Source organism: Streptomyces malaysiensis subsp. samsunensis (assembly GCF_024519315.1).
GTDB classification, from domain to species: domain Bacteria; phylum Actinomycetota; class Actinomycetes; order Streptomycetales; family Streptomycetaceae; genus Streptomyces; species Streptomyces malaysiensis.
Window position 1 is genome coordinate 1 of record NZ_JANIIC010000036.1, and the last position, 13,752, is coordinate 13,752.

The 13,752-nt window shown below is 72.7% G+C and carries 14 protein-coding genes; 9 read left to right on the plus strand and 5 right to left on the minus strand.

Annotated elements, in window-relative coordinates; translation table 11 throughout:
- Nucleotides 1–202: 202 nt before the first annotated feature.
- A complete protein-coding gene (locus NQU54_RS27655; RefSeq protein WP_257633462.1) occupies nucleotides 203–1,078 on the minus strand; it encodes an alpha/beta fold hydrolase in 876 nt (291 codons plus the stop codon).
- 188 nt (nucleotides 1,079–1,266) lie between these two features.
- Here NQU54_RS27655 and NQU54_RS27660 point away from each other — a divergent pair, with 188 nt between their 5' ends.
- From NQU54_RS27660 to NQU54_RS27700, 9 genes are all read left to right on the plus strand, one after another.
- Nucleotides 1,267–2,172 carry a LysR family transcriptional regulator gene (locus NQU54_RS27660; protein ID WP_069863657.1) on the plus strand — a complete coding sequence of 302 codons (906 nt, stop codon included), beginning with the start codon at nucleotides 1,267–1,269 and terminating at the stop codon, nucleotides 2,170–2,172.
- A gap of 158 nt (nucleotides 2,173–2,330) precedes the next feature.
- A complete protein-coding gene (locus tag NQU54_RS27665; RefSeq protein ID WP_257633463.1) occupies nucleotides 2,331–2,900 on the plus strand; it encodes a cysteine dioxygenase family protein in 570 nt (189 codons plus the stop codon).
- The gene (locus NQU54_RS27670; protein ID WP_257633464.1) at nucleotides 2,897–4,003 is read left to right on the plus strand and encodes a YeiH family protein; all 1,107 of its coding nucleotides are present in this window, start codon (nucleotides 2,897–2,899) and stop codon (nucleotides 4,001–4,003) included. The genes NQU54_RS27665 and NQU54_RS27670 overlap by 4 nt, the downstream gene beginning before the upstream one ends.
- A 279-nt stretch (nucleotides 4,004–4,282) precedes the next feature.
- Nucleotides 4,283–5,776: an MFS transporter gene (locus NQU54_RS27675; protein WP_257633465.1), complete on the plus strand. Its 1,494-nt coding sequence runs from the start codon at nucleotides 4,283–4,285 to the stop codon at nucleotides 5,774–5,776.
- A gap of 32 nt (nucleotides 5,777–5,808) precedes the next feature.
- Nucleotides 5,809–6,006: an Arc family DNA-binding protein gene (locus tag NQU54_RS27680; protein ID WP_020870939.1), complete on the plus strand. Its 198-nt coding sequence runs from the start codon at nucleotides 5,809–5,811 to the stop codon at nucleotides 6,004–6,006.
- A complete protein-coding gene (locus tag NQU54_RS27685) occupies nucleotides 6,006–6,380 on the plus strand; it encodes a type II toxin-antitoxin system death-on-curing family toxin (RefSeq protein ID WP_037962087.1) in 375 nt (124 codons plus the stop codon). Before NQU54_RS27680 ends, NQU54_RS27685 begins: the two co-directional genes overlap by 1 nt.
- Nucleotides 6,381–6,491: 111 nt before the next feature.
- A complete protein-coding gene (locus tag NQU54_RS27690) occupies nucleotides 6,492–8,288 on the plus strand; it encodes a DEAD/DEAH box helicase (RefSeq protein ID WP_257633466.1) in 1,797 nt (598 codons plus the stop codon).
- Nucleotides 8,289–8,950: 662 nt separating this feature from the next.
- A complete protein-coding gene (locus tag NQU54_RS27695) occupies nucleotides 8,951–9,592 on the plus strand; it encodes an IclR family transcriptional regulator (protein WP_069863676.1) in 642 nt (213 codons plus the stop codon).
- Between the two features lie 554 nt (nucleotides 9,593–10,146).
- Nucleotides 10,147–10,932, plus strand: a complete 786-nt coding sequence (locus NQU54_RS27700; RefSeq protein WP_257633467.1) for a S16 family serine protease — start codon at nucleotides 10,147–10,149, stop codon at nucleotides 10,930–10,932.
- On the opposite strand, the gene NQU54_RS27705 is transcribed toward NQU54_RS27700, so the two are convergent.
- The 4 genes from NQU54_RS27705 to NQU54_RS27720 all read right to left on the minus strand — a co-directional run bounded on the left by NQU54_RS27705 (nucleotide 10,871) and on the right by NQU54_RS27720 (nucleotide 13,682).
- Complete coding sequence (locus tag NQU54_RS27705) at nucleotides 10,871–12,295, minus strand: MFS transporter (protein ID WP_147968424.1); 1,425 nt, start codon at nucleotides 12,293–12,295, stop codon at nucleotides 10,871–10,873. The two genes, NQU54_RS27700 and NQU54_RS27705, sit on opposite strands and share 62 nt — an antisense overlap.
- Nucleotide 12,296: 1 nt before the next feature.
- Complete coding sequence (locus tag NQU54_RS27710) at nucleotides 12,297–12,500, minus strand: hypothetical protein (protein WP_099013912.1); 204 nt, start codon at nucleotides 12,498–12,500, stop codon at nucleotides 12,297–12,299.
- 23 nt (nucleotides 12,501–12,523) lie between these two features.
- On the minus strand, nucleotides 12,524–13,120 hold the full coding sequence (locus NQU54_RS27715) for an ArsR/SmtB family transcription factor (protein ID WP_237287701.1): 597 nt from the start codon (nucleotides 13,118–13,120) through the stop codon (nucleotides 12,524–12,526).
- Nucleotides 13,121–13,214: 94 nt separating this feature from the next.
- The gene (locus NQU54_RS27720) at nucleotides 13,215–13,682 is read right to left on the minus strand and encodes an Lrp/AsnC family transcriptional regulator (protein WP_069863687.1); all 468 of its coding nucleotides are present in this window, start codon (nucleotides 13,680–13,682) and stop codon (nucleotides 13,215–13,217) included.
- Between the last annotated feature and the right edge of the window lie 70 nt (nucleotides 13,683–13,752).

Below are 13,752 nucleotides of genomic sequence, written 5' to 3' on the forward strand. Positions count from 1 at the left end.
GGTGCGGTGTTCGCGACGGGCGGGGGGGGGCGGGGCGGGGACAGCGGCGCGGCGGGGGGCGCCATACGACTGACACACTGCGTTCATGGCGGCCGGGTGAGTCCGCCCGGGACGGGCCGGGCCCGGTTCGCGGCGCGGGGCGGGGCTTCCGGTTACGCCGTGGGGCGGGGCCCGGCTCACGGCGCGGCGGCAGGGGCTTGGTTCACGCCGTGGGGCGCTGGGTCAGGAAGTCCTCGATCACCTGGCGGAAGAGATCCGGCTCGTCGACCCACGGATAGTGGCCCACCCCGGGCAGCGGCCGCACCTGGCCGTCCGGGAAGGACTCGGCGACCAGCTCCCCGGCGCGCATCCCGGTCACCGCGTCCCGGTCGCCGGTGACCGCCAGCACCGGGCACGGCACCTCGCGCAGCCGGGCCAGCACCGCGCGCCGTCCCGCCTCGTCGACGCCCTGCCAGAAGCCGGCCCGCGCCACCGGCCCCAGCTGCTCGCCCTCGCTCTCGGCGTGGGCCCGCTGGGGCTCCTCCCAGCGGCCGTACGCCATGGGGGCGGCCTGGAGCAGCAGTCCGCGCACCTCGGCGAGGTCGGTGGTGTCGGGCAGCAGCTGGACGGCCGTGTACGCCTCCTGCCACCACGGCTCGTCGGCGCGGGACTCGAAGATCTCCCGGGCGTCCTCGGGGAGTTCGCCCTGGAGCCGCGCGCCCGGGCAGACCAGGATCAGCCGGCTGAGCGGCTCGGGGCGGGCGGCCGCGTACGCCTGGGCCGTGGCGGCCGCCGCGTCATGGGCGAGCAGCGGGAAGCGGGCGAGGTCCAGATGGCGGCGGAGCGCCTCGAGGTCCTCGGCGAGCCCGGGGAAGGCGTAGCCGCTGGGGTCGACGGCCGGTGGGGAGTCCCCGGTGCCGCGGCTGTCGGGGATGACGAGGGTGTGATGGGCGTTCAGGCCGCCGAGGTCGCCCAGATACGCGGCGTCCCGCCCCGGTCCGCCCGCCAGGCAGATCAGCGGTGGCCCGGCCGAGCCGTCCCGGGCCTCCAGGACGCGGTAGGCCAGCTCGGTTCCGTCGTACGAGGTGTAGTGCGGCATGGGGTCAGCTTGCCCCGGCATCGCCCTCTTGACCGTGCTCGACCCGGTGAGCTCGGGCACCGGTGTGGCGCCGCGACGTGGCACGGCGGCCCGGGTGACGGAAAAGCGCCGGTAGGGGTGATCTTGTACGGCCCCAAATCGCGCTTATGGTTTCCGTCCCCCTCTCCGTCTCTCCGTATGATGCGAACGTGTTCGATTCCCGGCACATCAAGACGTTCCACGAGGTGGTCCGCTCCGGCTCCTACTCCGGGGCCGCCCGCGCACTCGGCTACACCCAGCCGGCCATCACCCAGCAGATGAAGGCGCTCGAACGGGCCGTCGGCAGTCCGCTGTTCATCCGGGTCGGCCGGGGGATGCGGCTCACCGAGGCGGGGGAGACCCTCGCCCGTCATGCCGACACCATTCTGACCAGCATCTCCACCGCCCAGCAGCAGATGAACGCCATCACCCGGCTGCGCTCGGGCCGGGTGCGCGTCTGCGCCTTCCCCAGCGCCAACGCGACCCTCATCCCCGAGGCCATGGCCCGGCTCGCCGCCGCCCATCCGGGGGTGCGGGTGGAGCTGCTGGAGGGCGAGCCGCCGGAGTCGCTGGGGCGGGTGGTGCGCGGGGAGTGCGACATCACCCTCGCCTTCACCTATCCCGGGCTGCGCGAGGAGACCCCCGCCGAGCTGGTGGAGATCCCGCTGCTGGAGGACCAGCTGACGGTGCTGCTGCCGACCGGGCATCCGCTGGCCAGGCGGCGGGCGGTCAAGCTGGCGGAGCTGAGCGAGGAGCGCTGGATCGCCGGATGTCTGCGGTGCCGTGCCAACTTCCTGCACGAATGCGCCGAGCAGGGCTTCGCCCCCGACATAGCCTTCACCACCGACGACAATCTGGTGGTGCAGAGCATGGTCGCGGCGGGGCTCGGCGTGGCGATGATGCCGGGTCTGGTGCTGTCGTTCCTGTGCCATCAGAAGGTCACCGGGCGCGCCCTGGACCCCGCCTCGCGCCGCCGGGTCTCGGCGTATGTGCTGCGCGAACATCTGGGGATACCGGCCACCGCGCGGGTGCTGGAGGAGCTGAAGACGGTGGCCGCGAACCGGGTCGGATGCTGAGCGGCGGTGCGCCGACCGTTCGTGGCCGGACCGCCTATGCGCTGACCGTTCGTGCCTTGACCTCCCATGCCCTGACCACCTATCCATAAGCGGAGCTTGGGGACGGCTCAACAACCTGTCGTTGGACGTGATGGAGCGGGCGGCAGGACGCTGCCACCATGACCACCCCGACCGCGTATCCGTCCTCCCGCCTTCTCACGGCACGCCTCGGCGCGTTCGTCGGCGACGTCCGCGAGGTGGTCGGACGGGGCCTGGCACCCGATGTGACCGCCTATCTGGTGGGCGAGCGGCTCGCGCCCCACCTCGGCGCGGCCGATCTGCTCACCCCCGAACAGCGCGAGGGCGACCCCGACCGCTACCGCCAGCACATCCTGCATGCCGAGCCCGACGGCAGCTTCTCGATCGTCGCGCTGGTATGGCTGTCCGGCCAGCGCACGGCGATCCATGACCATGTGTCCTGGTGTGTCACCGGCGTCCACGAGGGCGAGGAGCACGAGCGGCGCTACCGCCTCGTCCCCGACGGTCCGGGCTCACGGCTGATCGCGGTCGAGGACGTGGTCAACCCGCGGGGCGCGGTGTGCGGTTTCGCGCCGCCCGGAGATATCCACAGGGTGTGGAACGCCTGCGGGACCAAGGCGATCTCGATCCATGTCTACGGGGCGGACATCGCCCGCCTGGGCAGCAGCGTCCGGCGGGTCTACGAGCTGCCGACGGCGGACGGCCAGTGACGCTGACCGCCGCGCCCGGCCGGGCGCGGCAGGCCGCCGGATGGCGGCCGCCCGCCACGTCGTACGGGCTCGGGCTCGCCGTGGCCGGGGTCGCGGCCGCCTGGGGCGTCCACCGGCTGCTCCCCGCCATACCCCTGCTGACCGCGGCCGTGGTGCTGGGCATCGTCGCCGCGCATCTGCCGGGGGCCCGCGGACTCGTCCGGGGTGTCTGCCGCGCCGGGCTCTCCCTCGCCGGGAAGCGGCTGATGCGCCTGGGCATCGTGCTGCTCGGGCTCAAGCTCAGCCTGAACGATGTGCTGGGCCTCGGCTGGGCCACCGTGGCGATGGTCCTGGGCGTGGTCGCCGCCACCTTCTGCGGCACCTGGTGGCTCGGCCGCCGGATGGGGCTGCGCGGCGATCAGCCGCTGCTGATCGCGACCGGCTACTCGATCTGCGGGGCGTCCGCGATCGGCGCGGTGAGCGAGGTGTCGGACAGCGATGAGCGCGATGTGGCCACCTCCGTGGCGCTGGTGACGCTGTGCGGCACGCTCGCCATCGCCGTCCTGCCGCTGCTCCAGCACCCCTTGGGGCTCGGCGACGCGGCGTTCGGCCGGTGGGTGGGGGCCAGCGTGCACGACGTGGGCCAGGTCGTGGCGACCGCGCAGACCGCGGGGCCGGCGGCGCTGGGCGACGCGGTGCTGGTCAAGCTGGTACGGGTGGCCCTGCTCGCCCCGTTGGTCGCGGTGCTCGCGACATCCGTACGGGCGCGGGGGCGCGTCAAGAGGACCGAGGGCGGCGGGGGCCAGGAGATCGGCGGCCAGGAGGCCGGGGGCCAGGAGGCCGGGGGCCAGGAGGCGAAGCGGCGGCCGCCGCTGGTGCCGCTGTTCGTCCTCGGCTTCCTCGCGATGACCGCCCTGCGCAGTACGGACGTCCTGTCCACCGCCGTGCTGGACACCGCCGCCACCGCCCAGGAACTCCTCCTCGCCGCCGCCCTCTTCGGCCTCGGCAGCGCCGTCCACCTCCCCTCGCTCACCCGCACCGGCGCCCGGGTCGCCGCGCTGGGGCTGTGTGCGTGGGTGGTGATCGCGGGGGCCTCGTACGGGGGCGTCCTGCTCACCACGTAGGGCTGCGCAAGGACTCACCGCGCAGGGCCATGGACGGACTCACCGCGTATAGCCACGGCCGGAGGAGACGCCGTCGATCGTCCGCGGCGCCGTCGTGGCGGCCGCGCCCACGCGGCGGAGCCGCATATCGACACAGCCGCATATCGACCGAGCCCGGCGCCCTTCGGGGCGCCCCTCGAACCGCGGTCGACTTCCGCCGATCTGCTTAGGGCCAACGGCCGAGCGCGGCTCCGTCCCGCGACAGGTGTGACATCCGGGAACGCCACTTACCCTGACGCCATGACCCCTCGTGACCCCCATGACGCCGACGCCGCCGTCGCGGACGGCGCCCCGCCGCCCCAGGCGTCCGCCGTCCCCGCCGTCCGTCCCGAGCCGGACGGCGGAGACCTGGGTCTGGAAGGCGGCGGCGACACCGTATGGGGGAAGCGCTACCGCGCCCTCACCCTCGGCATCGTCACCGTCGTCTCCCTCATCGCCTTCGAGGCGAGCGCGGTCAACACCGCGATGCCGGTCGCGGCCCGCGCGCTGGACGGGGTCGAGCTCTACGCGTACGCCTTCTCCGCCTACTTCACCGCGAGCCTGTTCGCGATGGCGCTGTCGGGGGAGTGGTGCGACCGCAAGGGGCCGCTGACGCCGCTGTTCACCGGGATCGCGGCGTTCGCCGCCGGGCTGCTGGTGGCCGGTTCGGCACAGCGGATGTGGATGTTCGTGGGCGGGCGCGCGATACAGGGCATAGGCGGCGGGCTGGTGATCGTCGCGCTGTACGTGGTGGTCGGCCGCGCCTATCCGCAGCGGCTTCAGCCCGCCGTGCTGGCGTCCTTCTCCGCCGCCTGGGTGCTGCCCGTCATCGTCGGCCCGCTCGCCGCCGGGACCGTCACCGAGCAGGCCGGCTGGCGCTGGGTCTTCCTCGCCATCCCGGTGCTGGTGGTGCCGCCGCTCGCGGTGATGCTCCCCGCGCTGCGCGCCCTGCCGCCGAGCGAGCGCTCCGCGGGCATGAACCGCCGCCGCATCCTGCTCGCGCTCGCCGTCGCGGTCGGCGCCGGGCTGCTCCAGTACGCGGGCCAGGACCTCAGCCGGCTCTCCCTCGTCCCGGCCGCCGCCGGTCTCGCCCTGCTCGTCCCCTGCGTACTGCGGCTGCTGCCCAAGGGCACCTTCCGCGCCGCCCGCGGACTGCCGTCGGTGATCCTGCTGCGCGGGGTGGCGGCGGGGTCCTTCCTGGGCGCGGAGAGCTTCGTCCCGCTGATGCTGGTGACCCAGCGCGACCTGTCCGCGACCGCCGCCGGGCTCTCCCTCACCGGCGGCGGACTCACCTGGGCCCTGGGCTCCTACACCCAGAGCCGCCCCCGTCTGGAGCCGCACCGCGAACGGCTGATGGGCCTCGGCATGCTGCTCATCGCCGTGTCCATCGCCACGGTGCTCCTGGCCCTCACCGACTCCGTCCCGGCCTGGATCGTGGCGGTGGCCTGGGTGATCGGCGGTTACGGGATGGGGCTGGCCATCTCCAGCGGGAGCGTGCTGCTGCTGAAGCTCTCCCGGCCGGAGGACGCGGGCAGCAACTCCGCCTCCCTCCAGGTCTCCGACGCCCTCGGCAACATCACGCTGGTCGGCCTCAGCGGCGTCCTCTTCGTCACCTTCGGTGGCGGCGACATCGCCGCCACCGGCCCCACGGCCTCCCACCAGCCGGCCGCCTTCGGGGCGGTCTACGTGGCGATGGCGGCGGTGGCGCTGGTGGGGGCGTGGGTGACGACGCGACTGCGGGCCGAAATCCGTTAGCACCGCTTGGTACCACGCGGTACCATCGGGTCATGGCGGCACTGAATCTACGCTTTACGGACGAAGAGCTCGACGCACTGCGCAAACGCGCGGAGGCGGAGGGCCGGAGTATGCAGTCGTTCGCCCACGACGCGGTGATCGCTGCGATCAATGAGCACTCCCGGCTGTTCAACGAGGCCGCCGCCCATGTGTTGCGGGCGAGCGAAGAGCTCAACCGGAGGCTCGCCTGATGCACTACCTCACCCTGCCCGAGTTGCTGAACCTCGCGGAGCGGCTCGGGGCCGACGAGGTGCGCGACTACGGGCTGCTGGAGTCCGCTCTGGCCCGTCCGCAGGCGAGTGTGTTCGGCCAGGACGCCTACCCGGACGTGTGGCAGAAGGCGGCGGCGCTGATGGAGTCGCTGGCCCGAAACCACGCCTTGGTGGACGGCAACAAGCGGCTCTCCTGGTACGCGACCTGGGTCTTCCTCCACATCAACGGGCATCCACTGCACGCGGACTTCGACGTCGACGAGGCCGAGCGTTTCGTGCTGAGCGTCTGCCAGGGCGAGCTGGACGTGCCGAAGATCGCGGAGGGGCTGACCCGGTTCACCAACGGAATGTGAGTCTGATCCCACCCTCGGGTGGGATCCCCGCGTACCCCGAAGCGTGAAGGACGGCACCGGTAGGCTGACGCGGTTCCCGATCGACCTCGCCGAGCCAGCCCGACGGAGACCGTGAGTACTACTGCCGCCTCCACCAGCCATCACCTCTCGCCCGCCTTTCCCGGCCGGGCTCCCTGGGGTACCGCGAGCAAGCTGCGCGCCTGGCAGCAGGGCGCGTTGGACAAGTACATCCAGGAGCAGCCGCGGGACTTCCTCGCGGTGGCGACCCCCGGCGCCGGTAAGACCACCTTCGCGCTGACCCTCGCCTCCTGGCTGCTGCACCACCATGTCGTCCAGCAGGTGACGGTCGTCGCGCCGACCGAGCACTTGAAGAAGCAGTGGGCGGAGGCCGCCGCGCGGGTCGGCATCAAGCTGGACCCGGAGTACAGCGCGGGCCCGCTGGGCCGCGAGTACCACGGGGTCGCCGTGACCTACGCGGGCGTCGGCGTCCGGCCCATGTTGCACCGCAACCGGATCGAGCAGCGCAAGACGCTCGTCATCCTCGACGAGATCCACCACGCCGGCGACTCCCGCTCCTGGGGCGAGGCGTGTCTGGAGGCGTTCGAGCCGGCCACGCGGCGGCTCGCGCTCACCGGCACCCCGTTCCGGTCCGACACCAACCCCATCCCCTTCGTCACCTACGAAGAGGGCAACGACGGCATCCGGCGCTCCTCCGCCGACTACACCTACGGCTATGGCAACGCGCTCTCCGACGGTGTGGTGCGGCCCGTCATCTTCCTCTCCTACAGCGGCAACATGCGCTGGCGCACCAAGGCGGGCGACGAGATCGCGGCGCGGCTCGGCGAGCCGATGACCAAGGACGCCGTCTCCCAGGCGTGGCGCACCGCGCTCGATCCGCGCGGCGACTGGATGCCGAATGTGCTGCGCGCCGCGGACCAGCGGCTGACCGAGGTCCGCAAGGGCATCCCGGACGCGGGGGCGCTGGTCATCGCCGCCGACCAGGACTCGGCCCGTGCGTACGCCAAGCTGATCCGCGAGATCACCGGCACCAAGGCGACGGTCGTGCTGTCCGACGAGGCGGCGGCCTCCCAGCGGATCGAGGACTTCAGCGGCTCCGACGACCGCTGGATGGTGGCCGTCCGCATGGTGTCGGAAGGGGTGGACGTGCCCCGGCTGGCGGTCGGGGTGTACGCGACCACCATCTCCACCCCGCTCTTCTTCGCCCAGGCCGTCGGCCGTTTCGTACGGTCGCGGCGGCGCGGCGAGACCGCGTCCGTCTTCCTCCCCACCATCCCGATGCTGCTCGGCTTCGCCAACGAGATGGAGGTCGAGCGCGACCACGTCCTGGACAAGCCGAAGAAGGACGGCGAGGAGGAGAACCCGTACGCGGAGGAGGAGAAGCTCCTCGAGGAGGCCGAGAAGCAGCAGGACGAGGACACCGGCGACCAGGACCAACTGCCCTTCGAGGCGCTGGAGTCGGACGCGGTCTTCGACCGGGTGCTGTACGACGGCGCCGAGTTCGGTATGCAGGCGCATCCGGGCAGCGACGAGGAGCAGGACTACCTCGGCATCCCGGGGCTCCTCGAACCCGACCAGGTGCAGATGCTGCTCCAGAAGCGGCAGGCCAAGCAGATCGCGCACAGCCGCAAGAAGCCGGACACGGAGGCGGATCTGCTGGAGCTTCCGGCGGAGCGGCGGCCGGTGGTCACCCACAAGGAGCTGCTGGAGCTGCGCAAGCAGCTCAACTCGCTGGTCGGCGCGTATGTCCACCAGAGCGGTAAGCCGCACGGCGTGATCCACACCGAGCTGCGCCGGGTCTGCGGTGGTCCGCCGAGCGCGGAGGCGACGGCGGGGCAGATCCGCGAGCGGATCAAGAAGGTCCAGGAGTGGGCGACGCGGATGCGGTGACGCGGGCGCGCTGAGGCGCGGGTCTTTCCCCTCCCCGCCCCTTCCCGAAACTGGGGCTTCGCCCCAGACCCCGGGCCCGGGGGTGGAGCCCTCGGATACTCCTTGGTGGGTTGGCGCGTCAGGGTGGTGGGTCTTGGTGGCTGGGGCGGCACGTCGGGTGGCTTTCTCCCCTCGCCGCGCCTTCCCGATCCCAGGGGCTTCGCCTCTGGGGCCCGGGGGGCTGGGCAAAGCCCGCCCGCGGGCCTCTTCCCGCTCCTTCCTGTGGCGTCTCCGCGTGGTGCCAGGGTCTGGGGCGGGGCCCCGGGTTTCGGGAAGGGGCGGGGAGGGGAGCGGCCCGCCGCAGGCGGCTCGTACTGCGCAACCCCCTTTCGAAAAATTTCATGAACCGGTCGCAGACCCTCCTCGCAAATCCGGGCGAACCGGGGTGATCTGGGGTGCGCAGATGTCGCACACTTTGGCAGGTCCGCTCGGATTCTGGACAAACCCTTCCGCAAAACGGACCGGCTCGCTAGCGTTCGGGCACGCACACGCCCCGTGGCAGCGCCGCCGCGGAGCGCAGCCGGTGCGTGACCACCGCGACCGGCGGCCTCTTCGCGCGCCGTCGTCGGGACCGGCGGGGCACCTCACGAAGGGCCGCCACTCATCACCGAGGAGGGGGCGTCGTGACCGCGGAGACCTCTCAGACGCTCGACCGGGGACTGCGCGTCCTCAAACTGCTCGCCGACACCGACCACGGGCTGACCGTGACCGAGCTGTCCAACAAGCTCGGCGTCAACCGCACCGTGGTCTACCGGCTGCTGGCCACCCTCGAGCAGCACTCCCTCGTCCGCCGGGACATCGGCGGGCGGGCGCGCGTCGGGCTCGGCGTGCTCCAGCTGGGCCGCCAGGTGCATCCGCTCGTACGGGAGGCCGCGCTGCCCGCGCTGCGCTCCCTCGCCGAGGACGTCGGCGCGACCGCCCATCTCACCCTGGTCGACGGCACCGAGGCGCTCGCCGTCGCGGTCGTCGAGCCGACCTGGACCGACTACCACGTCGCCTACCGGGCCGGATTCCGGCATCCGCTCGACCGGGGCGCCGCCGGGCGCGCGATCCTCGCCGCCCGCGCCGGCCGCCCCGACGACCCCGGGTACGCCCTCACCCACGGCGAACTGGAGGCGGGCGCGAGCGGCGCGGCCGCCCCACTCATCGGGGTGACGGGGATAGAGGGCAGCGTCGGGGTCGTGATGCTCTGCGACTCGGTGCCCGAGCGGGTCGGCCCACGCGTGGTGGACGCGGCCCGGGAGGTCTCGGACGCCCTGAGCTGAGCATGCGCCGTTGGTGCGTGAGGCCCAGGGCACGGCGGTGTCCAGGGCATGGCGGCGCGCCGGGCGACGAGGTACCCCGCGCCTGACGACCCGCGCGCCGGCGCTGGTCGGCGCCGCCGCGCGGGTACGGGCTCCCGCCGCGCGGCGACGGCGACGCCGGGCCTGCCTCGCCGGGCCTGCCTCGGGCGCGATCGGTGGTGGGTCCGCTGGGCCTGCCCCGCCCCGTGGGTCGGTGGGGCCACGGGGCAGGGGGCCGGTGGCCGGGTCCCCTGCGTCTGACGTCATGCGCTCCGGTGCCGGGTGCGACCTGCGCCGGTCTCCGCGGACCTCTGCCAGGTCTCTCCGGACCGCTGGGTCTGATCCGGAGCCGCCTCGCCCGTGCGGGTCGGCGGGGCCGCCGCCCGGCGCCCGAGAAGCGGGCGTCTGGCGCCCGGCGCACGCACGCGCCCGCGGTGGCCGGCCGGGCGCCGCGATCGGGTTTCGGGCGCCGTCCGGCGGTCCCGTGGGGCCGGGGCGGCGCCTCATGCGTCCCGGCGGTCAACTAGATTCGCACCATGCCTGCCGTCTCCCCCCGCGCCCGCGTCCTCGCGCTCTGCTCCGCGCCCGTGCTCGCCCTGCTCGCGGTGGCCGTGTTCGCGCCGCTGCCGTTCACCGTGGCCCAGCCCGGTTCGACCGTGAATGTCCTGGGTGCCAACCGCGGCAAGCAGGTGATCAGCCTCTCGGGGGCCGGCACTCGTAAGACCACCGGGCAACTGCGGATGACGACGATCCTGGCGACCGGCCCGGACGCCACCGTCCGGCTGAAGGACGTGATCAGCGGCTGGTTCGCCACCGACCGCGCGGTGATGCCGCACGACTCGGTCTACGTCGGCGGCACCACCAAGGAGATCGAGCGGCACAACGCCGAGGAGATGGAGAAGTCCCAGTCCTCGGCCACCACCGCCGCGCTCGGCTATCTCCACCGCTCCCCGCGCGAGGTCAAGGTCACCCTGCGCCTCGCCGACGTCGGCGGTCCGAGCGCCGGGCTGCTCTTCTCCCTCGGCATCGTCGACAAGCTGGACGGCGACGGCCGCGGCGGCGATCTCACCGGCGGCCGGACGATCGCGGGCACCGGCACCATCGACGCCAAGGGCAGGGTCGGGGCCGTGGGCGGGGTCCCGCTGAAGACGCAGGCCGCCAAGCGCGACGGCGCCACGGTCTTCCTGGTGCCGAAGGCCGAATGCGCCGACGCCACGGCCGAGCTGCCCAAGGGGCTGCGGCTGATCCCCGTCACCACCCTCAAGGGTGCCGTGACGGCTCTGCGGACGCTGCGGTCGGGCGGAGCCGTCCCGCACTGCTGAGCGATACCGCGGCCTCCTTGTTCACCGCAGCCTCCCTGCCCGTCGCCGTCCCCTTGTCCGCGGCCGCGCCTTCGTCCGCCGCAGCCCCCACGTCCATCCCGCGCCAGGCCGGGAAGACCAGCGGGCTGAGCGTGGCCAGGAAGTAGACGCCGCCCGTCACCAGGAAGGCGGCGGTCAGCCCCACCCCCTCCACCAGACAGCCGGCCGCGAGCCCGCCGAGCGGCATCACCACCCACACCCCCGCGGTGAGCGCTCCCGAGACCCGGCTGCGCAGCTCATCGGGTACGGCCTCGTACGTCACCGTGGTCAGGATCGGGTTGAGCATCCCCGCCGCGACCCCGCTGGCCGCCATCGTCACGGCGAGCGGCGACACACCGGGGACGAACGCGGCGACGAGGAAGCGCGGCATCCCGCACACCAGGAAGCTCACGGCGAAGACGGTCCGGCGCGGAAAGCGGTCGCCCACCGCCCCGTAGAGCAGCGCCCCCACCAGCGCACCGCCGCCGAACAGCGCGGTGAGCAGCCCCAGTTCCACCGAACCGCCCAGGTGCCGCTCGGCGTGGACGGGCAGCAGCACGGAGGACAGGCCCTGGTCGAGACCGTTGGTGACCATGACCATCAGCACAATGGCCAGCAGCAGCCGATGCCGCAGCAGGAAGCGGTACCCCTCGGCCAGCTCCGCGCGGTAGGCGCGGGCGGACACCGGTACGAGGGGCTTCCGTGGCGCGGCGGCGGGCAGCCCACGCAGCCCCGCCATGATCAGCAGCGCGGATGCCGCGAACGTCGCCGCGTCCAGCAGCAGCACGGCGGGCGGGCCGAGCAGCGCGATCAGCAGCCCGCCGAGCGCCGCGCCCATCATCCGGGCCCCGCGCGAGGCCCCGTCGTAGAAGCTGGCCGCACGGCTGAGGGTGGTGCCCGCCCGTTCGGCCAGCGCGGGGACGAGCACCTGGCGGGCGGTCTCGCCCGGTGCGTGGAGCAGCCCGGAGAACGCCATCAGCGCGCACAGCTGCCAGAACCGCAGCAGACCGGCGAAGTGCAGCACCGGAATCGCGGCGACGGCCACTCCGCACAGCGAGTCGGAGGCGATGGACACCCGTCGGCGGCCGATCCGGTCGATGACCGGCCCGCCGATGACGGCGGAGACGACCACCGGCAGGGTCGCGCAGAAGGACACCAGCCCGGCCTTGGCGGCGCTGCCCGTGGTTTCCAGGACGAACCACGGGACGGCGATCAGGGTGAGGGAATTGCCCGCGATGGAGACGGTGTTGGCGGCGAGGACGAGTAAGAGAGGTCTTCGGTCCCCGCTGTTCCGGCCCCCGCTGTTCCCCCGGCGCGATCTGTCTCCTCTGTCGTCGGAGTCCATGTCAGTGGTCGAACCGGGCGGTCAGACCGGATTGCGGCAGCCGTGGGGTGGCCAGCCGCAGCCCGACCTCCACCAGCGTCCAGCCGACCCGGGCGCGCAACACCCCGGCGCGGGCGGGGCGGGAGCGGGGCGCCTTGCGGGCCTCGCGGTGGAGTTCCTCGGCGCGTATGTGGTGCAGCCACAGATGGATGTCGTCGCCGTACATATGTGGTTCCCCCCAGGGATCGGTCAGTCCTCGTCGCGCGGGAAGGCGTGCAGATGGACGCGGTACGGGGCGGAGCCCTCGGTGTCCCGGTCCACTTCCTTCTCGCGGTAGCTCTCGATCACTTCGTGCACCCTGTCGCGCATTTCGCGGGCGAGTTCAGGGGTGAGGCGGATAGCGAAGTCGCTCATGTCCGAAGCGCTGCGCCAGGCCGAGGGCCAGTCGTGCATGGTGCTGAACCAGGTGGACAGGTCCTGGCCGTGGATGGTGGCCCACTCATGGAGCAGGGTGTTCATCGCTCCGCGTACGGCCGGGTCGGGGCTGGTCAGGAACCGGTCGGTACCCACCTGCACGCCCCGCTGTGCCGCCTTCCACCATCGCTCCCGCCCCTTGCCCCGCTCCGGGTCGTCCTTGACGAAGCCATGGGTGGCCAGCTGTCGCAGATGGTAGCTGGTGGCGCCGCTGGACTCGCCCAATCTGTCGGCCAGTTGGGACGCGGTGGCCGGTCCGTACTCGCGCAACGCACCGAGCAGACGCATTCGCAGCGGATGCGCGAGGCCGCGCAGGGAGCGTGGGTCGAGTACTCGGACTTCGTCGGACACAGGCTGTTCGTTCTCTGCCATGCGCGGCAGCCTAAGCATGCAAAGACTCAGTTGCAACATCTTCTTTGCAACGGAGTCTTTGGATCCGCTTCAAGGGTTCCCCGGACCTCGATGCTCAGTCCCGCGCCGCCTGCCGCACCAGGGGGATGATCCGCAGTGGAACCGGGTTCTCCATCACGATCGCCGTCGAGGCCCGGACGATCCCCTCGAACCCCACCACCAGGTCGATCACCCGCTGGAGGTCGGCGTTGGAGCGGGCCACCAGGCGGCAGAGCATGTCGCCGTGGCCCGTGGTGGTGTGCAGCTCCAGCACCTCCGGGACGGTCGCCAGATGGGCCCGTACGTCAGGCCCCTGCCCCTGTTTGATCTCCAGCGTCGCGAACGCGGTGACCGGATAGCCGAGCGCCGCCGGGTCCACATCGGGCCCGAAGCCCCGGATCACCCCCTGCGTCCGCAGCCGGTCCAGCCGCGCCTGCGCCGTACCACGGGCGACACCGAGGCGGCGCGACGCCTCCAGCACTCCTATCCGCGGTTCCTCGGCGAGCAGCTCGATCAGCCGGGCGTCGAGCGCGTCGATTCCCATGCGGTCCCCCCTTGGGCTCCGGGTTCTCCTGAGGCGTTCTCTGTGACGGTAGTCACCCTGTACAGGATGC

Excerpts from the sequence above, each read along its gene's own strand:
- NQU54_RS27700 (WP_257633467.1), top strand. The coding sequence starts at position 10,147 with ATGCCTGCCGTCTCCCCCCGCGCCCGCGTCCTCGCGCTCTGCTCCGCG.
- NQU54_RS27705 (WP_147968424.1), bottom strand. The coding sequence starts at position 12,295 with ATGGACTCCGACGACAGAGGAGACAGATCGCGCCGGGGGAACAGCGGG.
- NQU54_RS27655 (WP_257633462.1), bottom strand. The coding sequence starts at position 1,078 with ATGCCGCACTACACCTCGTACGACGGAACCGAGCTGGCCTACCGCGTC.
- NQU54_RS27665 (WP_257633463.1), top strand. The coding sequence starts at position 2,331 with ATGACCACCCCGACCGCGTATCCGTCCTCCCGCCTTCTCACGGCACGC.
- NQU54_RS27715 (WP_237287701.1), bottom strand. The coding sequence starts at position 13,120 with ATGGCAGAGAACGAACAGCCTGTGTCCGACGAAGTCCGAGTACTCGAC.
- NQU54_RS27680 (WP_020870939.1), top strand. The coding sequence starts at position 5,809 with ATGGCGGCACTGAATCTACGCTTTACGGACGAAGAGCTCGACGCACTG.
- NQU54_RS27710 (WP_099013912.1), bottom strand. The coding sequence starts at position 12,500 with ATGTACGGCGACGACATCCATCTGTGGCTGCACCACATACGCGCCGAG.
- NQU54_RS27675 (WP_257633465.1), top strand. The coding sequence starts at position 4,283 with ATGACCCCTCGTGACCCCCATGACGCCGACGCCGCCGTCGCGGACGGC.
- NQU54_RS27685 (WP_037962087.1), top strand. The coding sequence starts at position 6,006 with ATGCACTACCTCACCCTGCCCGAGTTGCTGAACCTCGCGGAGCGGCTC.
- NQU54_RS27720 (WP_069863687.1), bottom strand. The coding sequence starts at position 13,682 with ATGGGAATCGACGCGCTCGACGCCCGGCTGATCGAGCTGCTCGCCGAG.